Source organism: Micromonospora sp. WMMA1976, from assembly GCF_027497335.1.
Taxonomy (GTDB): Bacteria; Actinomycetota; Actinomycetes; order Mycobacteriales; family Micromonosporaceae; genus Micromonospora; species Micromonospora aurantiaca.
The window spans coordinates 4,631,911-4,653,884 of the sequence record NZ_CP114912.1; the positions used below are offsets into that span (position 1 = coordinate 4,631,911).

A 21,974-nucleotide genomic window follows, 5' to 3' on the forward strand; every position below is an offset into this window, starting at 1 on the left:
CGACTGTCGCGGCGATAGTCCGGAAGGCGCTGGCCGAGGGATGGCAACCTACCCAGCCGGGCACGACCATCCACATGACTGCGCCCGCGGGCTGATGACACGGCGCATCGGTGACCGGGCCATGTTCGCGGTGGAGATCGGCGAGGTCGAGCCGCACCAACTCCGCGTCGTCGAACTGTGGGCGGCTGGTCAGAGGTTGACCACCGAGGACAACTGGGCCTTCCTCCCGTTCTTGATCCGCGTCATGCGGTCGAGCACAGCGCAGGTCCGCCGAGGCACACGTACGGACGCTGCCGAGGCAGCCTGCTGAAAGATGGTGGGCGCGGCAGGTTTCGAACCTGCGACCCCTCGCTTGTAAGGCGAGTGCTCTCCCACTGAGCTACGCGCCCGGAACGCCCGTACGGCGGGCCGGAGCGGCCAGCTTACCTGCCCGCCTCCGGCCCCGCGCAACGACGTGCCTGGGGTGTGGGACTCAGGCGGCGACGGCCTCGGCCAGCGCCTTGCGCCAGCCCTGCTGGTCGCGCGCCTCGCCGGGCATGTTCATCTCGGCGAACCGGACCACGCCGGCCTTGTCGATGACGAAGGTGCCCCGGTTGGCGATGCCTGCGACGTCGTTGAAGACGCCGTACGCCTGCGCCACCGCGCCGTGCGGCCAGAAGTCCGCCAGCAGCGGGAACTGGTAGCCCTCCCGGTCGGCCCAGATCTTGTGGGCGTACACGGAGTCGACGCTGACGGTCAGCACCTGGACGTCGTCGTTGACGTACTCGTTGAGGTTGTCCCGCACCTCGCACAGCTCGCCCTGGCAGATGCCGGTGAAGGCGAGCGGGTAGAAGACCAGCAGCACGGTCTTGCTACCGCGGAAGTCGGAGAGCCGGACCTCCTGGTTGTTCTGGTCCTTGAGCAGGAAGTCGGGCGCCTCGGCGCCAACCTCGATGGGCATGCGTGCTCCCTCGGGATCGGGTCTGGAGATGATCAGCCTGCCACACCCGGCGACCTCGGTCGCCGGATGTGCGGCGCCGCCCTACTTCTTGCTCTTGGACCCGCGACGCATGACGAGGCGGGCCCCGCTCCAGTCGCGGCCGGCGTTGATGGTGGAGGTCTGCTGGAGCCCGGCGGTCTGCGCGCTCTCCGCGACCTCGCTCGGCTCGACGTGGCCGTCGCGGCCGGCCTTCGGGGTCAGGAGCCAGACCACGCCGTTGTCCGCGAGCGGCCCGAGGGCGTCGACGAGGAGCTCGAACAGGTCACCGTCGCCGTCTCGGTGCCAGACCAGAACCGCGTCGACAACCTCGTCGGTGTCCTCGTCGACGAGTTCCCCACAGCGGTCGGTCAGGGCGTCCCGGAGATCGGTGTCGACGTCGTCGTCGTAGCCCATCTCCATGACGACCATGCCCGGCTCGATACCGAACCGGTCCGCCAGGCTGCGTACCCCGTCGGCCTGGCCAGCGGTCGCGCTCACTGTCGAGTGCCTCCTCATCTATCCCTGCTCGTGGCGTCGGGTGACACCGTCGGGCTCAGTCCACACAGTTGCGGCTCGCCGCGCAAGTGGCGCACCGGGTGGAACGGAATTTACCGTGCCAGCAGCGTACGGGCACCCTGGGTGATGGCTTCCGCGGAGACCAGAACCTGACGGGCAGCCGGACCTAATGGTACAAACGAGTCAAGTGCGGCTACGCGGCGCGCGGCGCCCACGTACCCGGTGTCGACGAGCGCGGACAGCACGCCCTCGCCCACCCCGCCGGTTCGCCGCGTCTCGTCCACCACCAGCACCCGGCCGGTCGCCGAGGACTCCCTGATGATGTCGGCCACCGGCAGCGGGGCCAGCCAGCGCAGGTCGACCACCCGGCTGCCCACGCCCTCCTCGGCGAGCGTGGCGGCGGCGCGCAGCGACATCCGCACTCCGTTACCGAACGTAATGATGGTGAGGTCCTCGGCGGAGCCGATCCCGTACACGCGGGCCCGGCCTATCGGCACGTGCCGGTCGGCCCAGGCGCCCGGTTCGGCGTACTCGGCGGTCCACTCGTCGTCACCGTCCGTGTACAGGTCGCGCACGTGGTAGAGCGCGATCGGCTCCACGAACACGCAGACGCTGCCGTCCACCCGGGCCGCCGCCAGGCAGGTCCGCAGCATCGGCGCGGCGTCGTCCGGCCGGGCCGGCACGGCCACCACCAGGCCCGGTACGTCGCGCAGCGCCCCCAGCGAGTCGTCGTTGCGGTCGTGGCCGCCGAGTCCGTCCGGGCTCGCCAGGCCGGGCACCCGCACCACCATCGGGTTGCGGAACGCGCCCCGGGAGAGGAACCGCATGGTGGCCGCCTCACCGCGGAGCTGGCCCTCGGCGCCGTGCAGCAGCGTCAGGTGGCGGATCTCCGGCACCGGCAGCAGACCGGCCAGCCCGGCGCCCAGCCCGAGCCCGAGGATCGAGGTCTCGTCCGGCAGCGTGTCGAACACGCGCGCCGCCCCGAACCGGTCCCGCAGCCCTTCGGTCACCCCGTACACCCCGCCCCCGGCGGCGACGTCGTGGCCGAACACCGCCGTACCGGGATGGTCCAGCATGCCGTCGGCGAGCGCGGCGTTGATGCTCTGCGCCAGCGTGAGCGGGCCGGTCAGCTCCGGCGGCTTGCCGCCGAACGCCTCCGCCCGCGCTCCGGCGCCCGGCCCGGCCGCATGCGCCGCCGCCTCGGCCACCGCGCGGGACACCCGCACCGGCCGGCGTGGCGCCAGTTCCCGCACGATCTCGACCGGGGCGGCGAGCTTCGGCTCGTCCAGCACCTCCTCGGCGACGCGGCGCAGCTGCCAGCCCCGCTCGTCGTAGCGGGCGAGCAGTTCCTCGCCACTGGCGTACCCGGAGGTCACCAGCAGCCGCGCGGTGGCCAGCAGCGGGTCGCGGGCCGCGTCGCCGTCACAGTGCTCCATCAGGCGGACCACGCTCAGGTGCAGCACGGCGGGCCGCCGCTGCCGGCGTACCCACTCCGCCGCCTCCGCCGCGACCCGGTAGGTCGCGGCCACGTCCGTGCCGTCGGCGGCGAAGTACCTGATGCCGGGCCGGGCCCGCAGCGTGGTGGCCACCCAGCCCTCGGCGGACGCGCCGCTGTCCGCGCAGACGAACAGCACCGGGATGCGCAGGCCGGTGTGGTCGTACCAGCCGGTCGTGTTCAGCGCGGCGGTGGCCGTGGCGTGGTCGACCGCGCCGTCGTCGAAGGCGCAGACAACCACGGCGTCGGCGGGCCACTGCGCCGCCTCGGCCTCGCCGTCGGCGGGCCGCGCGCCGCGGCGCAGCCGCTCCAGCGCCAGCCCCAGGCCGACGGCGCGCGGCAGGTGCGAGCCGGCGGCGGAGATGGTCGGCACGACCGCCAGGTCGGCGCGGCCGAAGACCTTCGCCCGCCCGCCGGCCGCGGGTTCCTCGGCGGAGGCGACGATGCCGCGCAGCACGTCGCGCGCCGCCGCCGCGAACGCGTCGTCGGGCGCGGGCTGCGGCAGATCGGGTACGACGACAGTCGCGTCCCCGTCCGCGTCCACGACGATCCCGGCGCCCACGGGCAGGCTGGCCGCCTCCGTCTTTTCCGGTTCCGGTTCCGGTTCCGGTTCCGGCTCCGGCTCCGGCTCCGGCTCCGGCTCCGGCTCCGGCTCCGGCTCCGGGAAGGTGACGGGGAAGGCGCCGCCGGCCTGGGCGACGCGCAGGCAGTAGAACGCGCCGGAGCGGGCGTGCAGCAGCGCGGGGTCGGTCGGCCGCAGCGCGGCTGCCACCGCGGCGTCGCCCTCGTGACCGGCCGACTCGATCGTGTAGTACCCCTCACCGAAGCCGGACAGCCACCGGCCGGCCAGGTCGAGCAGCCGGCTGGTCAGCTGCGCGTCGAACAGGGCCAGTGCCTGCGCCCCGGTCAACGCACCGCCGTCGGGCAGCGGTTCGCCCAGGTCGCGCCGCTGGTCGGGCGCCCCGAGCGCGGCCAGTTCGGCTCGGAGCCGGTCGTCGAGATCGTGCGGGGTGGTCACGCGGACAGCATTACCGACTCGGGCCCGCCTCGCCCACTCGGACACGTTCCGCCCGGCGTGGCTCAGACCTGCCCACACTCCGTCGGGCAGCCCCCGTCGGAGACCTTGAGCACCAGGTTCCGCAGTGTGGCCAGTTCTTCGGTGCTCAGGGCGTCGAGGAGTCGGGAGTCCGACATCACCTGGCGGACCCGCTCGCGTACCTGCCGCCCCCGCCCGGTGACGACGAGCGCCTTCTGCCGCCGGTCGGCCGGGTCGGTACGCCGTTCCACCAGCCCGGCCTGCTCCAGCTTGTCGGCCAGTCCGGTGACGTTCGACCTGTCGCAGCCGAGCTGCGCGGCGAGGTCGCGGGCCGGGAGCGGGCGGTCCGGGTCCAGCTCGTGCAGCGCCCGGGCGACCGCCGGGGTGAGGCCCAGTGCCGCGATCCCCTCGTGCTGGTGGTGCCGCATCGCGGCGGCGACGTGCAGGATCCGGCGCACGGTCTCCCCGGCCAGGCCGGCCCGGTCACGGGCGGTGGGAACGGTGGAATGCGCCATCCGTTCATGTTATGGCGAAGTCGATCTTCGTTCATCCGAACGGTCAGGCACCTCGTGCAACCGATTGCCGATCATGAAGCGCTGTTCGGCGGAAACTCCCGCCCGGTCGTCCGCGCGTCAGCCGGCCAGGAACGAGAAGCGGACCTGGCGGTCGGCGTTGTCGCCGTTGGTGTCGACCAGGCAGATCGACTGCCAGGTGCCGAGCTGGAGCCGCCCGCCGAGCACCGGCAGCGTCGCGTACGGCGGTACGAACGCCGGCAGCACGTGGTCGCGGCCGTGCCCGGCTGAGCCGTGCCGGTGCCGCCACCTGTCGTCGGTGGGGAGCAGGTCGTCGAGCGCCCGCAGCAGGTCGTCGTCGGACCCGGCGCCGGTCTCGATGATCGCCAGCCCGGCGGTGGCGTGCGGGACGAAGACGTGCAGCAGTCCGTCGCCGGCGCCGGAGACGAACCGTTCGGCCTCGCTCGTGATGTCCCGGACGGTCGGACGGGAGCCGGTCCGGACGGTGATCACCTCACTGCGCATACGGCGCATTCTGCCGCAGTGCCCGGATCCCCGCCGCGTCCGCCGATAGCGCATCCGGCGATCGCGCAAAGTTACTGATGGGTACCTGTGTTGAGCGTCGCGTCTGGGGGTGGGAGAGGTGACGACACGCGCCACCAGGGGGCAGGATGGCGCTAGAGACCTATCCCACACGAAACCGAGGGAACGCCTGTGGCTACGGAACGCAAGCGCCCGGTGATCACCGCTGGTCTGCCGAGCCAGCTTCCGGACATCGACCCTGAAGAGACCAGCGAATGGGTTGAGTCACTCGACGGTGTCATCGACGAGCGCGGGACAAAGCGAGCCCGGTACGTCATGCTGCGCCTGCTGGAGCGGGCCCGCGAGCGGCAGGTCGGGGTGCCGTCACTGACCACCACCGACTACATCAACACGATCCCGCCGGAGCGCGAACCGTGGTTCCCGGGTGACGAGCACGTCGAGCGGCGGCTGCGGGCGTACATCAGGTGGAACGCCGCGATGCTGGTGCACCGGGCGCAGCGCCCGGAGATCGGCGTCGGTGGCCACATCTCCACGTTCGCCAGCTCGGCGTCCCTCTACGAGGTGGGCTTCAACCACTTCTTCCGGGGCAAGAACCACCCCGGCGGCGGCGACCAGATCTTCTACCAGGGCCACGCCTCCCCCGGCATGTACGCGCGGGCGTTCCTCGAGGGCCGGCTCAGCGAGAACCAGCTCGACGGGTTCCGGCAGGAGCTGTCGCACCCCGGTGGCGGGCTGCCGTCGTACCCGCACCCGCGGCTGATGCCGGACTTCTGGGAGTTCCCCACCGTCTCAATGGGCCTCGGCCCGCTGAACGCCATCTACCAGGCGCGGTTCAACCGCTACATGCAGCACCGCGGCATCAAGGACACCTCTCAGCAGCACGTCTGGGCGTTCCTGGGCGACGGTGAGATGGACGAGGTCGAGTCGCTCGGCGCGATCGGCGTAGCCGCCCGCGAGGAGCTGGACAACCTCACCTTCGTGATCAACTGCAACCTCCAGCGCCTGGACGGACCGGTCCGCGGCAACGGCAAGGTCATGCAGGAGCTGGAGGCGTTCTTCCGGGGCGCCGGCTGGAACGTCATCAAGGTCGTCTGGGGCCGCGAGTGGGACCCGCTGCTCGCCGCGGACACCGACGGCGCGCTGGTCAACCTGATGAACACCACGCCCGACGGTGACTACCAGACCTACAAGGCGGAGTCCGGGGCGTACGTGCGGGAGCACTTCTTCGGCCGCGACCCGCGGACCCGCAAGATGGTCGAAGGGCTGACCGACGACGAGATCTGGAACCTCAAGCGGGGCGGCCACGACTACCGCAAGCTCTACGCGGCCTACAAGGCGGCGATGGAGCACACCGGCCAGCCGACGGTGATCCTCGCCAAGACGATCAAGGGCTGGACGCTCGGCTCGCACTTCGAGGGCCGCAACGCCACGCACCAGATGAAGAAGCTGACGCTGGAGGACCTGAAGCTCTTCCGCGACCGCCTCTACCTGGACATCCCGGACAAGCAGCTGGAGGAGAACCCGTACCTCCCGCCGTACTACACCCCGGGCGAGAAGTCGGACGAGATCGCGTACCTGAAGGACCGGCGGCAGCAGCTCGGCGGCTACCTGCCCACGCGCAGCACCGCGCGCAAGACGCTGGCCATCCCTGGTAGCGAGCGGTTCTCCGACGTCAAGCGCGGGTCGGGCAAGCAGAAGGTCGCCACCACGATGGCGTTCGTCCGCCTGCTCAAGGACATCATGAAGGACAAGGAGTTCGGCAAGCGCTGGGTGCCGATCATCCCGGACGAGGCCCGTACCTTCGGTATGGACTCGCTGTTCCCGACGCAGAAGATCTACTCGCCGCACGGCCAGCGCTACACCGCCGTCGACCGGGACCTGTTCCTGTCCTACAAGGAGTCGACGACCGGCCAGATCCTGCACGAGGGGATCAACGAGGCCGGGTCGGTGGCCTCCTTCACCGCCGCGGGCACGGCGTACGCCACCCACGGTGAGCCGATGATCCCGCTGTACATCTTCTACTCGATGTTCGGCTTCCAGCGCACCGGCGACGGATTCTGGGCGGCGGCGGACCAGATGGCTCGGGGTTTCGTGCTCGGCGCGACCGCCGGCCGGACCACGCTCAACGGTGAGGGCCTCCAGCACGAGGACGGCCACTCGCTGCTGCTCGCCGCCACCAACCCGGCGGTGGTCTCCTACGACGCGGCGTTCGCCTTCGAGCTGGCGCACATCGTGGAGAACGGCCTGCACCGGATGTACGGCGAGGCGCAGGAGAACATCTTCTACTACCTCACCGTCTACAACGAGCCGATCTTCCAGCCGGCCGAGCCGGAGGGTGTGGACGTCGAGGGCATCGTCAAGGGCATCCACCGCTACTCCCCCGCGCCGCAGGTCGGCGAGGACGCGCCGAAGGCGAACATCCTCGCCTCCGGCACCGGCATGCAGTGGGCGCTCAAGGCCCAGCAGCTGCTCGCCGAGGACTGGGGCGTGGCCGCCGACGTGTGGTCGGTGACGTCCTGGACCGAGCTGCGCCGCGACGCGGTCCAGTGCGAGGAGCACAACCTGCTCAACCCGGGCGAGGAGCCGCGGGTGCCGTACATCGCGCGGAAGCTGGCCGACGCCGACGGGCCGAAGGTCGCGGTCAGCGACTGGATGCGCGCGGTACCGGACCTGATCGCCCGCTGGGTACCCGGGGACTACACCTCGCTCGGCACCGACGGGTTCGGCATGTCGGACACGCGGCACGCGCTGCGCCGCCACTTCCACGTGGACGCCGAGTCGGTGGCGGTGGCCACGCTGCGCCAGCTCGCGCTGCGCGGCGTGGTGCCGGCGCACGTGCCGGCCGACGCGGCCCGCAAGTACGCGCTGGACGACGTCAACGCCGCCCCGGTCGGCGAGACCGGCGGCGACAGCTAGTACGCCTCACGCGAGAAGGGCCCGGCGCCAGGCGCGCCGGGCCCTTCTCGTCCCCCGATGCGACGACGGCCCGGCGTCCCTGGCGGGAACGCCGGGCCGTCACCATCGCGGGCGACGCCGGGACGGGCTCGGTCAGCCGACGGCGGCCAGGTCGGTCAGCCGGGCCAGCGAGTCCTCCAGGTCGGCGCCGACCCGGCGCAGGCCGAGCCGGAGCAGGGCCGCCTTGACGGGTCCGGCGGGCCACCGCACGACGATCAGGCGTACGACGGTGCCGCCGCCCTCCTCGTCCGGGGTCAGCTGGACGTAGATCTCGGTGCGCGCCTCGGCCCGGGCGCCGGCGCCCTTCGCGCGTTCGCGCCAGCCGATCAGGGTCGGCTCCTGGAAGGCGATCACCTCGGCCTCGTGCGCGGCGCCGCGTCCGGCCTGGACCAGCTGCCGCCGCCCGAATCCCTCCCCGGACAGGACCTCGGCCGCGCGGACTCCCGCCAGCCAGGCCGGCAGCTGCTCGGCGCGCTGCACGACGTCCCAGACCACATCCACCGGCGCCGCCACGTGCGCGCTTCGTTCCACGAGGATCATGAGTATCTTTCCCCCACTTAAATCACATCCGCGATATTTGGCACTCTATGTGTAAATCGGACTTAAGCGGACGGGTTCGGAAAAGACACGCCGAACTCCCTTGCGCCACCCAGTCATCTCGGCCTATGGCGCGGCGGTCCGCGGAGCCCTAGAGTCGCGAGCACGCTTCACGTTCTGGAGGGTGACTTGACGACCGCGCCGATGCCCGAGTTCCCCGCCGGCTTCCGCTGGGGGGTCTCCACCTCCGCGTACCAGATCGAGGGCGCGACCTCGGTCGACGGACGTGGTCCGTCCATCTGGGACACGTTCGCCCACGACCCGGGCCGGATCGCCGACGGGAGCACCGGCGACCAGGCGTGCGACCACTACCACAGGTACGCCGAGGACACCGCGCTGCTGGCCGGGCTGGGGGTGTCCGCGTACCGGTTCTCGATCGCCTGGCCCCGGATCCAGCCGGCCGGGACCGGCCCGGCCAACGCCGCCGGGCTGGACTTCTACGACCGGCTGGTGGACGGACTGCTCGCCGCCGGCGTGGACCCGGTCGCCACGCTGTTCCACTGGGACCTGCCGCAGGCGCTGGAGGACGCCGGCGGCTGGCTCAACCGGGACACCGCAGCCCGCTTCGCCGAGTACGCCGACCTGACCGCGGCCCGCCTCGGCGACCGGGTGAAGCTCTGGATCACGCTCAACGAGCCGTTCATCCACATGAGCCTCGGTCACGGCACGGGCGAGCACGCGCCCGGCCGGACGCTGCTGTTCGACGCGTTCCCGGTGGCCCACCACCAGCTCCTCGGGCACGGCCTCGCGGTCGCCGCGCTGCGCGCCCGCAGCGCGTCCCCGGTGGCGATCGCCAACAACTACTCCCCGGTGCGCCTGGCCGGCGACACCGACGCGGACCGGGCCGCCGCCACGGCGTACGACGCGCTGCACAACCGGCTGTTCACCGATCCGCTGCTCGGACGCGGCTACCCGGATGCGCTCGGCCCCGAGCCGGGCGTGGTACGCGACGGCGACCTGGCCGTCATCGCCGCCCCGATCGACGTGCTCGGCGTCAACTACTACAACCCGACCGGCATCCGCGCGCCGGAGGCGGACTCGCCCCTGCCGTTCGAGATCGTGCCACTGGAGGGCTACCCGCGTACCGCGTTCGACTGGCCGGTGGCCCCGGACGGCCTGCGCGAACTGCTGCTCCTCCTGCACGAGCGGTACGGCGACGCGCTGCCGCCGATCCAGGTCACCGAGAGCGGCTGCGCGTACGACGACGCGCCGGACGCCGACGGCCGGGTGCACGACCCGGAGCGGATCGCGTACCTGGACGGGCACATCCGCGCGGTGCGCGAGGCGATGGCCGGGGGCGTGCCGGTGACCGGGTACTTCGTCTGGTCCCTGCTGGACAACTGGGAGTGGGCCGAGGGCTTCACCAAGCGGTTCGGCCTGGTGCACGTCGACTTCGCCACGCAGCGGCGGACGCCGAAGTCGTCGTACACCTGGTTCCGGGATCTGGTCCGGCGGTGACCACCGTCAACCCGACGCCGGCCTCGCTGCCGGCGGCGCTCGCGGAGCCGACCGTCCCGGTACGGCGGGGCTGGATCGCGCTGATCTTCGCGGCGAACCTGGGCGTCTGGATGGCGTTCTTCACCCCGATCCAGGTGCTGCTGCCGCAGCAGGTGGAACGAATCGCCCCGGCCGACAAGGAGGCCATGCTGGCGGTGGTCACCGGCATCGGCGCGCTCGCCGCGGTGCTGGCGAACCCGCTCGCCGGGGCGCTGTCCGACCGCACCTCGCTGCGGCTGGCCAACCGGCACTTCGGCCGCCGGCACGTCTGGACCGCGCTCGGCGCGGTGGTCGGCGCGCTCGCCCTGGTGCTGCTGGCCCGGCAGAACACGATCGCCGGGGTGGCGGTGGCCTGGGTGGCGGCGCAGGTCTGCTTCAACGCGATGCTCGCCAGCCTCACCGCCGCGATCCCGGACCGGGTGCCGGTGGCGCAGCGCGGCGGCGTGTCCGGCTGGGTGGGCATCCCGCAGGCGCTGGGCCTGGTGCTCGGCGCGGTGCTGGTGACCGCCGTGGTCACCGGCAACGCCGCCGGGTACGCCGCGATCGCGCTCGCCGTGCTGCTGCTGTCGCTGCCGTTCGCGCTGCTGACCCAGGACGACCACCTGCCCCGGGAGCACCGCTCCCCGCTGCGGCTGCGCTCGCTGTTCGCCTCGATGTGGATCAGCCCGCGCCGCCACCCCGACTTCGCCTGGGCCTGGTTCACCCGGTTCCTGGTGCAGACCGGCAACGCGCTGGGCACGCTCTACCTGCTCTACTTCCTCACCGACGGGGTACGGGTAGCCGACCCCGAGGGCTCCCTGCTGGTGCTGATCCTGCTCTACACGGTGGGCATGATGCTCACCGCAGTGGTGGCCGGGCGGATGTCCGACCGCTCCGGCCGGCGCAAGGTCTTCGTGATCACCTCCGGGCTGATCATGGCGGTGGCGGCGGTGCTGCTCGCGGCGGCGCCGACCTGGCCGATGGCGATCGTCGCGGCACTGCTGCTCGGCGCCGGGTACGGCGTCTACCTGTCGGTGGACGCCGCGCTGATCACGCAGGTGCTGCCCGCCGCCACCGACCGGGCCAAGGACCTCGGCGTGATCAACATCGCCAACTCGGCGCCGCAGGTGCTCGGTCCGGCGCTGTCCGCGCCGATCGTCGTGCACCTCGGCGGCTACCCGACGCTGTACGCGGTCACCGCGGCGGTCACCCTGCTCGGCAGCGCCCTGGTCGTGAAGATCAAGTCGGTGCCCTGACCCGGCCCCCTGCCGGAAACCCGTCGCGGTCAGCCGTAGGCTGGGGGGCGTGACGGTACGTGTACGCTTCGCCCCTTCCCCGACCGGTATGTTCCACGTCGGCGGTGCCCGCTCGGCGCTGCAGAACTGGATCTTCGCCAAGCAGCAGGGCGGGGTGTTCGTGCTGCGCATCGAGGACACCGACGCGGCACGTAACCGGCCCGAGTGGACCGAGGGCATCCTCTCCGCGCTCGACTGGATCGGCATCGCCCGGGGCAGCTACGAGGGCCCGTACTTCCAATCCTCGTACGCGGGCGAGCACCGGGCCGCCGCGCAGCGGCTGTACGAGGGCGGCCGGGCCTACTACTGCGACTGCACCCGCGAGGACGTGCAGGCGCGTACCGGCCCGCAGCAGCGCGGCTACGACGGCTTCTGCCGGGACCGCGGCCTGGAGCCGGGCGAGGGACGGGCACTGCGCTTCCGCACGCCGGACGAGGGCGAGACCGTGGTCGTCGATCTGGTCCGCGGCGAGCCGACGTTCGAGAACAAGCTGATCGAGGACTTCGTCATCGCCCGCGGCGACGGCTCCCCGGTGTTCCTGCTGGCGAACGTGGTCGACGACATGTCGATGGGCATCACCCACGTGATCCGGGCCGAGGAGCACCTGCCGAACACCCCGAAGCAGCAACTCCTGTGGGACGCGCTCGGCGTCAAGCCGCCGGTCTGGGCGCACGTGCCGGTGGTGGTGAACGAGAAGCGGCAGAAGCTGTCCAAGCGGCGGGACAAGGTCGCACTGGAGGCGTACCGGGACGAGGGCTACCTCGCCGACGCGATGCGCAACTACCTGATGCTGCTGGGCTGGGCGCCCTCGGGCGACCGGGAGATCGTGCCCTGGTCGGTGATCGAGGAGGAGTTCCGGCTGGACGAGGTCAACCCGTCCCCGGCGTTCTTCGACGAGAAGAAGCTGCGCGCGTTCAACGGCGACTACATCCGGGCGCTGCCGGTGGCGGACTTCGTCGAGGCGTGCCGGCCGTGGCTCACCGGCACCGGGACCATCGCCCCGCCGCCGTGGCAGCCCGAGGAGTTCGACCCGGCCGCGTTCGCGGCGGTGGCCCCGCTGGCGCAGACCCGGATCGCGGTGCTCAGCGAGATCGTGCCGAACGTCGACTTCCTGTTCCTGGCCGACCCGCTGATCGACGAGGCGGCCTGGGCCAAGGCGATGAAGGAGGGCGCCGCCGACCTGCTGGACGCGGCGATCGTCGCGTTCGAGGCGCTGGAGTCCTGGGACGCCGAGTCGCTGAAGGCCACGCTGGAGGCGGTCGGCGCGGAGCGCGGGCTGAAGCTCGGCAAGGCGCAGGCACCGGTACGCGTCGCGGTCACCGGGCGCACCGTCGGCCTGCCGCTGTTCGAGTCGCTTGAGGTGCTCGGCCGCGACCGTACGCTGACCCGGCTGCGCGCCGCCCGCGTACGCCTGGTCTGAGCCGCGGGCCCGGCGCCCGTTCCGACGCTCGGGCGTGTCGTGGCCGGAGAGCGGTACCTCTATTGCGCGATATGCCTCTGAGTCATAGTTATGGCTCAGAGGCATATGCGTTTTCGGCGAACATTGCGCCAGCAGTGTCACGCAGAGTGAAGCGCGCTGGCCACAATCACCGGCGAGTGGCCCGGCGCCGCCACAGCAGCCCGCCACCCAGCGCCGCGAGCACCACCACCGCGCCGGCCGCCCACAGCCAGCCCGTCCCCCAGTCGTCGTCCGCCCCAGCGGCGGCCGGAGTCGGGCTCGCCGGGGACGGCGCGGCGCTGGTGGGCGCGGCGGTCGGCGCGGCGCTGGTGGGGGGCACCGTCGCCGACGGCGACTCGGCCGGGGTGCCGGTGGTCAGGGTGAACCGGACCTCCCCCTTGATCGGGTGTCCGTCGTCGGAGGCCAGCCGGTAGGTCACGATGTAGAGGCCGGCCGCGCCCGGCCGGAACGGCACGATCACGCGCTTGCCGGAGAAGGTCGGCGCGCCGCCGGTAGCGGCCACGTTGTCCGGGCCGGTGACGGTGACCTCGGTGGTCGCCTCCTTCGGCGTGGCGAGGAACCGCAGCTCGATCCGCTCCGGCGCGGCGGCCAGCCGGGCCCCGTCGCGCGGATCGCTGCCGGTCAGCGAGTTGTGCGCGGCGGCCGGCGCGGCCGGCAGCAGTGCGAACGCCGCCACCACCCCGAGCACCACCACCCAGGTACGTGTCATACGGGCGACCCTGCCCCCCATGATTCCCTCCGTCCGGGTAGGATCCGGCCGATGATCATCGACCGCTCGTTGGTCGGTCTCAGCTCGCAGATAGTTCCAAATACTCTTCCACCAGCTGCAACCGAGCGCCGTTCTGCGGAGTCTTTGTGGTGGACACCGGTCCAGTGTGACCTGCAGCGGAAGCCAGCCATCGAACGGGGCGAGGAGGCGGCGATGGTCCGAAGGGTGAGACGGCTGCTTGTCGCCGTGACCGGGAGCGTAGCGGCCCTGGCGTGCACGCTGGCCCTGGCCGGCACGGCAGCGGTTCAGGCCGCGCCGAAGCCCAAGCCGGCCCCGACCGGCGTCGACATCACCGGCGAGCGGCTCGACGCGCCGTTGCAGCTGCGCGCCGACGTCAGCCCGAACGAGGTCAACCTGGTGGTCGACCAGGTCAAGTGGCTCGGCACGACCGGTCAGCTGCGCGGCCCGGCCGCCAAGGACCTCGGTCCGAAGTACACGGTGGTGGTGCTCGCCGCCGCCGGCCCGCAGCGCACCTACGACCTGTTCCCGCTGGCCAAGGGCGGTCCCCGGATCTACCGGCCGGGCAAGCAGCCGGACCTGAGCAGCACCCGCGCCGGCTGGTTCTTCGGCCGGCTCAACATGCCCGAGACGCTGCGCTCGGTGGGCGTGCCGATGCCGGCGCAGTTCGACACGCTCGCCGGCGGCATCGGCGGCGGCGAGCGGGTGCTTCCGGAGGAGGCGCTCGACCCGGTGCAGAACATCGACACCGCGCTCGGTGAACTCCAGCGGCTGCTGCTGCTCAACGTGGGCATCGTGGTCGTCATCACCGCCGGGCTGGCCGGCATCGCGCTGCTGGTCCGGCGGCGCACGCGCTGACCCGCACCCGGCGGAGCGTCAGCACCAGCGGCGCGGCGGGCGCTCCCGGCGGGTGGTGCGGTTGCGCGGGCGTACCGCGCCGTGCCGATGGGCGCCCGCCCAGCCCGCGAGATCGCTGCGGCAGTTCCGGTCGAACGGCTCGTCGTCGGCCGGGTGCGCCGGCTCCGCCGCCCGCTGCCGGGGCACGCCCGGCTCGTCCTCGGCGCGCTCCGGCACCCGGCCCGCAGGCTGCTCGCCCTGATGGTTCAGGCACGGCCGGCGCGGGTGCGTGGCAGTCGCCGGCTGGTCGTGGCCCCGCCGGCAGGCCTCACCCTGGGCGCAACCGTGCTCGGCCTCCCCCTGCGCCATCCCCGGCCCCCCTCACGCGTCGCCCTCGCCCGCCCGGCCGGAGTCTGGCCCGGCGTGCCCTGACACCGTACTGGCCCGGCCGGACGAGATCGTCAGCGCGTACCGGTGGAGATCGTCACGCCACCGCGGGCCCGCCGGCTCGAAGTGGATCCGCTGGTCACGCCGTGTCAGGCTGGTGCGGTGAGCGAACCGGGCGGAACGGAGACGTCGGCGACGCTGCGCCGCATCGAACGGGCGGCGGGCGGCCTGGCGACCGCAAGCGTGGCCCGGATGGACGAGACGCTGCCGTGGTTCCGTGAGCTGCCCGCCGACCAGCGCTCCTGGGTCATGCTCGTCGCCCAGGCCGGCGTGCGCTCCCTGGTGCAGTGGCTGCGTCAGGGCGGCGGCGCGACCGACCGCACCCAGGAGGTGTCGGACGAGGTCTTCGCCGCCGCGCCGCAGGCACTGGCCCGCTCGATCAGCCTCCAGCAGACCGTGGCGCTGATCAAGGTGACCATCGACGTGGTCGAGGAACAGGTGTCGGACCTGGCCGTGCCGGGCGAGGAGCAGTCGCTGCGGGAGGCGGTACTGCGCTTCTCCCGGGAGATCGCGTTCGCCGCCGCACGGGTGTACGCCCGGGCCGCCGAGAGCCGCGGCTCCTGGGACGCCCGGTTGCAGGCGCTGCTTGTCGACGCGCTGCTGCGGGGCGATTCCCCGGACGTGCTGGCCAGCCGCGCCGCCGCGCTGGGCTGGACCGACGCGCCGCCGGTGGCGGTGGCGGTGGGCCGCTCCCCCGGCGGCGAGGTCGCGGCCGTGCTGCACACCGTCTACCGGCAGGCCCGCCGGATCGGCGTCGAGGTGATCGGCGGCGTGCACGGCGACCGCCTGGTCATCGTGCTGGGCGGGGCGGCCGATCCGGTGGCGGCCACGGAGAAGCTGCGTACCGCCTTCGGTGAGGGGCCGGTGGTGGTCGGCCCGGCGGTGCCCAGCCTGGACGAGGCCACCGAGTCGGCGCGGGCCGCGCTGGCCGGGTTCCGGGCCGCGCCGGCCTGGCCGACCGCGCCGTGCCCGGTCGCCGCCGACGAGTTGCTGCCGGAACGCGCACTGGCCGGGGACACCGAGGCCCGCCGCCGGCTGCGCCACGACGTGTACGCGGCGCTGGCCCGCTCCGGCGGTGAGCTGCTGGAGACGCTCGACGCGTTCTTCGCCGCCGGCGGCACGCTGGAGAGCGCGGCCCGGGCGCTGTTCGTGCACCCGAACACCGTGCGCTACCGGCTGAAGCGGATCGCCGAGGTGACCGGTTTCTCCCCACTGGCCCCGCGCGACGCGTTCGCGTTGCAGGTCGCGCTCACAGTGGGACGGCTCGACCCGGTGGTGCCGTCGGTCTCCGACAGGCGATGATCGCCAGCGATCTTTGTAGGTTTCCTCTAAAGGTTCTAGTGCGGTTTGGTGCCGTACGTTACAGCGCGGCACGCCCGGATCCGTCAGAGTCGTACACGTGCTCGCCGTACTCTCTCCCGGACAGGGTTCGCAGAAGCCCGGCTTCCTCACGCCGTGGCTCGACCTCCCCGGCACCGAGGCACGTCTGCGCTGGTGGTCGGCGCTCGCCGGGGTGGATCTGATCCACCTGGGCACCCGGGCGGACGCGGACGAGATCAAGGACACCGCCCGCACCCAGCCGCTGCTGGTCGCCGCCGCGCTGCTCGCCGCCGAGCACCTGCCGATGCACGACGTCGGCCTGGTCGCCGGGCACAGCGTCGGTGAGCTGGGCGCCGCCGCGCTGGCCGGAGTGCTCCCGGCCGAGGCCGCCGTGACGCTCGCCGGCGTACGCGGGCGGGAGATGGCCGCCGCCTGCGCGCTGGAGCCGACCGGGATGGCCGCCGTGCTCGGCGGCGACCCGGACGAGGTGCTCGCCGCGCTCCAGTCGCACGGGCTGCACCCGGCCAACCGCAACGGCGCCGGTCAGATCGTCGCCGCCGGCGCGGTCGACGCGCTGGACAAGCTGGCCGCCGAGCCGCCGGCCCGCACCCGGGTCATCCGGCTCCAGGTGGCGGGCGCGTTCCACACGCCGTACATGGCGCCGGCCGAGACCGCGCTCGCCGCGATCGCCGCCGGTGTCCCGGCCTCCGCCCCGGCCCGGATCCTGCTGTCCAACCTCGACGGCGCACCGGTCGGGCACGGCCCCGAGACGGTACGCCGGCTGGTCCGGCAGGTGACCGCCCCGGTCCGCTGGGATCTGTGCATGCGTACGCTGGCCGACCTCGGCGTCACCGGCGTGATCGAATTGCCGCCCGCCGGCACGCTCGCCGGGCTGGTCAAGCGGGAACTCAAGGGCGAGGGCGCACCCGAGATCGTCGCCCTGAACACCCCGGCCGACCTGCCCGCCGCGCGCCGCCTGATCGCCCGGCACGCCGGCCCCGCCGCCCGCCCGACCGCGCCGTCGTTCCGGGTGGTCGTCTCCCCCGCCGCCGGACGCCTCGACCGGTCGGCCGGACCGGCCGAGGGCGCCGAGGTACGCGCCGGTGCGGTCCTCGGCCACGTCACCACCGGCCGGGGCCCGGTCGAGGTGACCGCACACGACAACGGGCCGCTCGTCGAGTGGCTCGCACACCACGACGACCCGGTCGCACCGGGCCAGCCCCTCGTCCGTATCGGAGGAACGCACTAAATGGCCGGCAGCCGGATCGTCGCGATGGGGCACTACCAGCCCTCCCGCGTCGTCACGAACGACGAGATCGCCCAGATGGTCGACACCAACGACGAGTGGATCCGGGACCGGGTCGGCATCGTCACCCGGCGGATCGCCGGCGACGAGACGGTGGCCGACATGGCCGCCGCCGCCGCCGGCAAGGCGCTCGCCAACTCCGGCCTCACCGCCGCCGACATCGATCTGGTCGTAGTGGCCACCTGCTCGTCGGTGGACCGCAGCCCCAACGTGGCCTGCCGGGTCGCGGCCAAGCTGGGCATCAATGCGCCCGGGGCGTTCGACCTCAACACCGCCTGCTCCGGTTTCGCGTACGCGCTGGGCACTGTCGACCACGCGATCCGGGCCGGCGCGGCGCGCAACGCGATCGTCATCGGCGCGGAGAAGCTCTCCGACTTCACCGACTGGACCGACCGCTCGACCTGCATCATCTTCGCCGACGGCGCCGGGGCGGCCGTGGTCAGCGCGACCGCCGACGACGAGCCGGCCGGGATCGGGCCGGTGGTCTGGGGTTCCGCGCCGGAGAAGAGCGACGCGGTCCGGATCGAGGGCTGGCAGCCGTACATCACCCAGGAGGGCCAGTCGGTGTTCCGCTGGGCCACCACCGCGATCGCCCCGCTCGCGCTGCAGGCGTGCGAACGCGCCGGGGTGGACCCGTCGGAGCTGGCCGCGTTCGTGCCGCACCAGGCCAACGCCCGGATCATCGACGGCATCGCCAAGCGGCTGAACATCCCGGACGCGATCATCGCCAAGGACATCGTCGAGTCCGGCAACACGTCGGCGGCGAGCATCCCGCTGGCGCTGTCGAAGCTTGTCGAGCGGCGCGAGGTGCCCTCGGGCGCCCCGGTGCTGCTGTTCGGCTTCGGCGGCGGCCTGACCTACGCCGGTCAGGTCGTGCGCTGCCCCTGAGACCCCCTCGGGCGCGAACGCGCCGAGGTGCGTGACCGGCGACGCCGGTCACCGGAACCCCCGATGAGAGGAACCAACCGCAATGACCCGTGACGAGATCACCGCCGGCCTCGCCGAGATCCTCGAAGAGGTTGCCGGGGTGAACCCGGACGACGTGGCCGAGGGGAAGTCCTTCACCGACGACCTCGACGTCGACTCGCTCTCCATGGTCGAGGTCGTGGTGGCGGCCGAGGAGAAGTTCGGCGTCAAGATCCCGGACAACGAGGTGCAGAACCTCAAGACCGTCGGGGACGCGGTCAGCTACATCGAGGCGCAGTCCTGATCATGAGTCGTCCCGACGTCGTCGTCACCGGGCTCGGCGCGACGACCCCGCTCGGCGGGGACGTCGCGTCGACCTGGGACGCCATGCTCGCCGGCCGCTCCGGGGTGAGTGCGCTCACCCAGGAGTGGGCCGCGCAACTGCCCGTCCGGATCGCCGCCGAACTGGCGGTCGACCCGTCCGAGGTGCTGGACCGGGTGAAGCTGCGCCGGCTGGACCGCTCGGAGGCGATCGCCATCATCGCCGCCAAGCAGGCGTGGGCCGACGCCGGTCTGGACGAGGCCGCGCCGGACCCGGAGCGCCTGGCGGTCAGCGTGGGCTCGGGCATCGGCGGCGCCACCACCCTGCTCGCCCAGGACGACATCCTGGAGGCGTCCGGACCGCGGCGGGTCTCCCCGCACACCATCCCGATGCTGATGCCGAACGGCCCGGCCGCCTGGGTCGGTCTGGAGCTGGGCGCCAAGGCCGGCGTCCACACCGTGGCCAGCGCCTGCGCGACCGGCGCGGAGGCGATCGCGCTGGGCCTTGACATCATCCGCGCCGGCCGGGCCGACGTGGTGGTGGCCGGCGGCACCGAGGCGGTCATCCACCCGCTGCCGATCGCCGGCTTCAGCTCGATGCGGGCCATGTCGACCCGCAACGACGAGCCGGAACGGGCCTCCCGGCCGTGGGACTCCGGTCGCGACGGCTTCGTCCTCGGCGAGGGCGCGGGCGTGGTGATCCTGGAGCGCGCCGACCACGCCGCCGCCCGGGGCGCCCGGGTGTACGCGCGCCTGGCGGGCGCGGGGATCACCTCGGACGCGTACGACATCGTGCAGCCGCACGCCGAGGGTGAGGGCGCCATCCGCGCCATCGCCCGGGCGGTCGCCGACGCGGACGTGGCCCGTACCGACATCGTGCACGTCAACGCGCACGCCACCTCCACCCCGGTCGGGGACATGCTGGAGATCGGCGCGCTGCGTCAGGCGGTCGGCGACCACCCGGTGCTCACCGCCACGAAGTCGATGACCGGGCACCTGCTCGGCGCGGCCGGCGCGCTGGAGTCGATCGCCACCATCCTGGCCATCCGGGACGGCGTGATCCCGCCGACGATCAACCTGGACGACCCGGACGAGGGCCTGACGCTGGACGTCGCCGCGCACAAGGCGCGTCACATGGAGATCCCGGCGGCGCTGAACAACGCGTTCGGCTTCGGCGGGCACAACGTGGCGCTGGTCTTCACCCGCCCCTGAGCGGACGCGAAGGGCCCCTTCTCCGTTCGAGGAGGGGCCCTTCCGCACGTCTCAGCCGCGGTTGCGGGGGTGCTGCCGGGCGGTCCGCTCGTTGCCGTGCCGGTAGTTGCCGGTCCACCGGGCCATGGTCAGCTGCGGATCGTCGTCCACCTCGGCCAGGAACTGCGCGGCCCGGCCGCCGCGCAACGTGCCGGCGACCCGGCCGTGATGCGTGATCACCACCGTGCCGTCGCCGCGCTCGACGTACCGGAAGCCCTGTGCCGCCTGTCCCATGTGCGCCACCCTGCCAGCCGGCCACCCCGGGCCGCACCCGAGTTACGACGGCGGTCAGGTCCGGCAGGTGGTGGCGGGCAGGCCGGAGACCGGCACCGGGGAGCGGCCGGCCGGGCGGGCCTTGCCGGCGAGCACCGCGGCCAGCCCGGTCATCGAGGCGCGGGTGGACGAGTAGGTCGCCATCAGCGTCGGGGACTTCGCACCGGACAGGACGTACGGCGTGTCCATCGCCACCGTCACGGCGGCGCCGGCGCTCAGGTCCTTCGCCCCGTCGCCGTACCCGACCAGGTGCACCACTGTGCCGCCGGAGGGCACGACCTTGACCCCGGCCGCGGTGAGCGCCTCGGTCAGCAGCTTGCGGGTGCGCTCCCGGCCGCCGGAGGAGGTCACGCTCACCGGGCCGGTCACCGCGCCGCCGCACTTGCCGCGCAGCACCGTCACGGCGGCGGTCGCCAGGTCGTCGGCGGCCTTGCGGTGCGCAGCGCCGTCGAGCGTGGACAGCGCGGGGGTGTCCCGTCCGGCCAGCCGGAACTTCATGGTCAGCACGCGGGTGACCGCCTCGACCAGGCGGGCGCGGGGCAGTGAGCCGTCCTTGAGTGCGGCGCGCAGCCCGTCGTACGCCTGGGTGACGTTCGGGGTCATCAGGATGAGGTCGTTGCCGGCGTTGAGCGCGCGCACGGCGGCCTCGCCCGGCGACCACTTCTTCGCCGGGGCCATGTTCATCCCGTCGGTGATCACCACGCCCTGGAAGCCGAGCTGGCCGCGCAGCACGTCGGTGAGCAGCTTGCGGGAGAACGTGGCGGGGGTGCCCGGGTCGACGGCCTTGACGTCCAGGTGGGCCGACATCACCGCCATCGCTCCGGCGCCGATGCCGGACCGGAACGGCGGGAACGCGAGACGGTCCAGCTCGGCGCGGGACTGCTTGATCACCGGCAGTTCGGTGTGCGAGTCCTCGGCGCTGAGGCCGTGCCCGGGGAAGTGCTTGACCGCGGCGCCGACGCCCTCGGCCTGCAGGCCGCGTACCGCGCCGGCCACCTGCGGGGACGCGCTCGCCGGGTCGGCGCCGAAGGACCGGGAGCCGATCACCGTGCTGCGGGTGGCGAGCACGTCGGCGACCGGGGCGAAGTCGAGGTTGATGCCCATCGCGGCCAGCTCGGCCCCGGCGGCCCGCCAGGCGGCCTCGGTGAGTGCCGGGTTCCCGGCGGCGCCGGCGGCGAGCGGGCTGGGCAGCAGGGTCACCCCGTCGGTGATCCGGGTGACCACGCCGTACTCCTGGTCGGTGCCGATCAGGAACGGCGCGCCGCCGGCGGGCAGCTTGCCGGCGGCGGCGCGCAGCCCGTCGGTGAGCGCACGGACCTGCTTCGGGTTGTCCACGTTCGTGGTGGCCTGGTTGCCCGAGGTGGGGTCGTCGGCGCTGAAGCCGACCAGGATCACGCCGCCGAGCCGGTACTTCGCCACCATCTCGGCGGGGGTGTCGACCCCGGCGAGCGCCCGGTTCCCGGCCGCCGAACCGGCCGAGACCTCGGTGGCCGAGCTGCCGTACGCGTAGGGCATCAGCACCTGCCCGACCAGGTCTTCGTCGCTCAGCGTGCCGACGAGCGCGACGGCGCGGGCGGCCGGATCGGCGGCCGGCGAGTCACTCGGCGCGGGCGCTGCGGACGACGGCGCCGGGCTCGTCGGGGCGGGCCGGGGACGGTCCGGCCCGTCCGAGCACCCGGAGACGAGCAGCGCGGTCAGTGCGGCGAGCGCGACGGCGGAGCGCCGCGGGGAAATCGACACGCGG

General features: G+C 73.0%; 20 protein-coding genes, 1 tRNA gene and 1 pseudogene. 11 read left to right on the forward strand and 11 right to left on the reverse strand.

The genetic code is table 11. From position 1 onward, the window contains the following. Positions 1-94 precede the first annotated feature (94 nt). A pseudogene (locus tag O7546_RS30780) lies at positions 95-274 on the forward strand (hypothetical protein); the annotation flags it as partial. Between the two features lie 40 nt (positions 275-314). Here the strand turns inward: O7546_RS30780 and O7546_RS21150 are convergent. The 6 genes from O7546_RS21150 to O7546_RS21175 form a co-directional block, all read right to left on the reverse strand. Continuing rightward, positions 315-389 (reverse strand) — tRNA-Val (locus O7546_RS21150). A gap of 83 nt (positions 390-472) precedes the next feature. Continuing rightward, on the reverse strand, positions 473-940 hold the full coding sequence (locus O7546_RS21155) for a peroxiredoxin (RefSeq protein WP_194802220.1): 468 nt from the start codon (positions 938-940) through the stop codon (positions 473-475). An 81-nt stretch (positions 941-1,021) separates the two neighbouring features. Continuing rightward, entirely contained in the window at positions 1,022-1,456 is a 435-nt protein-coding gene (locus tag O7546_RS21160; RefSeq protein WP_013287823.1) for a DUF3052 domain-containing protein, read from the reverse strand. A 110-nt stretch (positions 1,457-1,566) separates the two neighbouring features. Further along, positions 1,567-3,987 carry a transketolase C-terminal domain-containing protein gene (locus tag O7546_RS21165; protein ID WP_269697421.1) on the reverse strand — a complete coding sequence of 807 codons (2,421 nt, stop codon included), beginning with the start codon at positions 3,985-3,987 and terminating at the stop codon, positions 1,567-1,569. 62 nt (positions 3,988-4,049) lie between these two features. Further along, the gene (locus O7546_RS21170; protein ID WP_194802222.1) at positions 4,050-4,520 is read right to left on the reverse strand and encodes a MarR family transcriptional regulator; all 471 of its coding nucleotides are present in this window, start codon (positions 4,518-4,520) and stop codon (positions 4,050-4,052) included. 117 nt (positions 4,521-4,637) lie between these two features. Next, the gene (locus O7546_RS21175; RefSeq protein ID WP_194802223.1) at positions 4,638-5,042 is read right to left on the reverse strand and encodes a secondary thiamine-phosphate synthase enzyme YjbQ; all 405 of its coding nucleotides are present in this window, start codon (positions 5,040-5,042) and stop codon (positions 4,638-4,640) included. A 189-nt stretch (positions 5,043-5,231) separates the two neighbouring features. Here O7546_RS21175 and aceE point away from each other — a divergent pair, with 189 nt between their 5' ends. Then, entirely contained in the window at positions 5,232-7,976 is a 2,745-nt protein-coding gene (aceE, locus tag O7546_RS21180) for a pyruvate dehydrogenase (acetyl-transferring), homodimeric type (protein ID WP_194802224.1), read from the forward strand. A gap of 132 nt (positions 7,977-8,108) precedes the next feature. Here the strand turns inward: aceE and O7546_RS21185 are convergent, their stop codons facing one another. Further along, a complete protein-coding gene (locus O7546_RS21185; protein ID WP_013287829.1) occupies positions 8,109-8,555 on the reverse strand; it encodes an SRPBCC domain-containing protein in 447 nt (148 codons plus the stop codon). Positions 8,556-8,756: 201 nt separating this feature from the next. Here O7546_RS21185 and O7546_RS21190 point away from each other — a divergent pair, with 201 nt between their 5' ends. The 3 genes from O7546_RS21190 to gltX all read left to right on the forward strand — a co-directional run bounded on the left by O7546_RS21190 (position 8,757) and on the right by gltX (position 12,803). Next, positions 8,757-10,070 carry a GH1 family beta-glucosidase gene (locus O7546_RS21190; protein ID WP_194802390.1) on the forward strand — a complete coding sequence of 438 codons (1,314 nt, stop codon included), beginning with the start codon at positions 8,757-8,759 and terminating at the stop codon, positions 10,068-10,070. Continuing rightward, positions 10,067-11,344 (forward strand): MFS transporter, encoded by a 1,278-nt coding sequence (locus tag O7546_RS21195; RefSeq protein WP_194802225.1) that lies wholly within the window; start codon positions 10,067-10,069, stop codon positions 11,342-11,344. The genes O7546_RS21190 and O7546_RS21195 overlap by 4 nt, the downstream gene beginning before the upstream one ends. 88 nt (positions 11,345-11,432) lie before the next feature. Continuing rightward, positions 11,433-12,803: a glutamate--tRNA ligase gene (gltX, locus tag O7546_RS21200; RefSeq protein ID WP_281601174.1), complete on the forward strand. Its 1,371-nt coding sequence runs from the start codon at positions 11,433-11,435 to the stop codon at positions 12,801-12,803. A 166-nt stretch (positions 12,804-12,969) separates the two neighbouring features. Here gltX and O7546_RS21205 read toward each other — a convergent pair whose 3' ends face one another. Then, positions 12,970-13,551, reverse strand: coding sequence for a copper resistance CopC family protein (locus tag O7546_RS21205; RefSeq protein WP_228532612.1), 582 nt, complete (start codon positions 13,549-13,551; stop codon positions 12,970-12,972). Positions 13,552-13,764: 213 nt separating this feature from the next. On the opposite strand from O7546_RS21205, the gene O7546_RS21210 reads away from it, so the two are divergent. Further along, positions 13,765-14,427, forward strand: a complete 663-nt coding sequence (locus O7546_RS21210; RefSeq protein WP_194802228.1) for a hypothetical protein — start codon at positions 13,765-13,767, stop codon at positions 14,425-14,427. Positions 14,428-14,445: 18 nt separating this feature from the next. On the opposite strand, the gene O7546_RS21215 is transcribed toward O7546_RS21210, so the two are convergent. Beyond that, positions 14,446-14,775 (reverse strand): hypothetical protein, encoded by a 330-nt coding sequence (locus O7546_RS21215; RefSeq protein WP_269697423.1) that lies wholly within the window; start codon positions 14,773-14,775, stop codon positions 14,446-14,448. A gap of 105 nt (positions 14,776-14,880) precedes the next feature. Here O7546_RS21215 and O7546_RS21220 point away from each other — a divergent pair, with 105 nt between their 5' ends. From O7546_RS21220 to fabF, 5 genes are all read left to right on the forward strand, one after another. After that, complete coding sequence (locus O7546_RS21220; protein ID WP_269697424.1) at positions 14,881-16,155, forward strand: helix-turn-helix domain-containing protein; 1,275 nt, start codon at positions 14,881-14,883, stop codon at positions 16,153-16,155. Positions 16,156-16,252: 97 nt separating this feature from the next. Then, the gene (locus tag O7546_RS21225; RefSeq protein ID WP_194802231.1) at positions 16,253-17,422 is read left to right on the forward strand and encodes an acyltransferase domain-containing protein; all 1,170 of its coding nucleotides are present in this window, start codon (positions 16,253-16,255) and stop codon (positions 17,420-17,422) included. Further along, entirely contained in the window at positions 17,423-18,367 is a 945-nt protein-coding gene (locus O7546_RS21230; protein ID WP_194802232.1) for a beta-ketoacyl-ACP synthase III, read from the forward strand. It abuts the gene before it with no gap. Between the two features lie 82 nt (positions 18,368-18,449). Next, the gene (locus O7546_RS21235; RefSeq protein WP_007072348.1) at positions 18,450-18,689 is read left to right on the forward strand and encodes an acyl carrier protein; all 240 of its coding nucleotides are present in this window, start codon (positions 18,450-18,452) and stop codon (positions 18,687-18,689) included. Between the two features lie 2 nt (positions 18,690-18,691). Next, on the forward strand, positions 18,692-19,918 hold the full coding sequence (gene fabF, locus O7546_RS21240) for a beta-ketoacyl-ACP synthase II (protein WP_135241466.1): 1,227 nt from the start codon (positions 18,692-18,694) through the stop codon (positions 19,916-19,918). Between the two features lie 51 nt (positions 19,919-19,969). On the opposite strand, the gene O7546_RS21245 is transcribed toward fabF, so the two are convergent. Both O7546_RS21245 and O7546_RS21250 read right to left on the reverse strand, forming a co-directional pair. Continuing rightward, positions 19,970-20,191 carry a hypothetical protein gene (locus tag O7546_RS21245; RefSeq protein WP_194802233.1) on the reverse strand — a complete coding sequence of 74 codons (222 nt, stop codon included), beginning with the start codon at positions 20,189-20,191 and terminating at the stop codon, positions 19,970-19,972. Between the two features lie 54 nt (positions 20,192-20,245). Next, on the reverse strand, positions 20,246-21,970 hold the full coding sequence (locus tag O7546_RS21250; RefSeq protein ID WP_194802234.1) for a glycoside hydrolase family 3 protein: 1,725 nt from the start codon (positions 21,968-21,970) through the stop codon (positions 20,246-20,248). Positions 21,971-21,974: the final 4 nt, after the last annotated feature.

What these genes read in the sequence shown, in the direction of transcription:
- O7546_RS21175 (WP_194802223.1), bottom strand. Translation starts at nt 5,042, where the DNA reads ATGCGCAGTGAGGTGATCACCGTCCGGACCGGCTCCCGTCCGACCGTC.
- O7546_RS21245 (WP_194802233.1), bottom strand. Translation starts at nt 20,191, where the DNA reads ATGGGACAGGCGGCACAGGGCTTCCGGTACGTCGAGCGCGGCGACGGC.
- O7546_RS21210 (WP_194802228.1), top strand. Translation starts at nt 13,765, where the DNA reads ATGGTCCGAAGGGTGAGACGGCTGCTTGTCGCCGTGACCGGGAGCGTA.
- O7546_RS21185 (WP_013287829.1), bottom strand. Translation starts at nt 8,555, where the DNA reads ATGATCCTCGTGGAACGAAGCGCGCACGTGGCGGCGCCGGTGGATGTG.
- gltX (WP_281601174.1), top strand. Translation starts at nt 11,433, where the DNA reads ATGTTCCACGTCGGCGGTGCCCGCTCGGCGCTGCAGAACTGGATCTTC.
- O7546_RS21205 (WP_228532612.1), bottom strand. Translation starts at nt 13,551, where the DNA reads ATGACACGTACCTGGGTGGTGGTGCTCGGGGTGGTGGCGGCGTTCGCA.
- fabF (WP_135241466.1), top strand. Translation starts at nt 18,692, where the DNA reads ATGAGTCGTCCCGACGTCGTCGTCACCGGGCTCGGCGCGACGACCCCG.
- O7546_RS21215 (WP_269697423.1), bottom strand. Translation starts at nt 14,775, where the DNA reads ATGGCGCAGGGGGAGGCCGAGCACGGTTGCGCCCAGGGTGAGGCCTGC.
- O7546_RS21190 (WP_194802390.1), top strand. Translation starts at nt 8,757, where the DNA reads ATGCCCGAGTTCCCCGCCGGCTTCCGCTGGGGGGTCTCCACCTCCGCG.
- O7546_RS21155 (WP_194802220.1), bottom strand. Translation starts at nt 940, where the DNA reads ATGCCCATCGAGGTTGGCGCCGAGGCGCCCGACTTCCTGCTCAAGGAC.
- O7546_RS21170 (WP_194802222.1), bottom strand. Translation starts at nt 4,520, where the DNA reads ATGGCGCATTCCACCGTTCCCACCGCCCGTGACCGGGCCGGCCTGGCC.
- O7546_RS21235 (WP_007072348.1), top strand. Translation starts at nt 18,450, where the DNA reads ATGACCCGTGACGAGATCACCGCCGGCCTCGCCGAGATCCTCGAAGAG.
- O7546_RS21230 (WP_194802232.1), top strand. Translation starts at nt 17,423, where the DNA reads ATGGCCGGCAGCCGGATCGTCGCGATGGGGCACTACCAGCCCTCCCGC.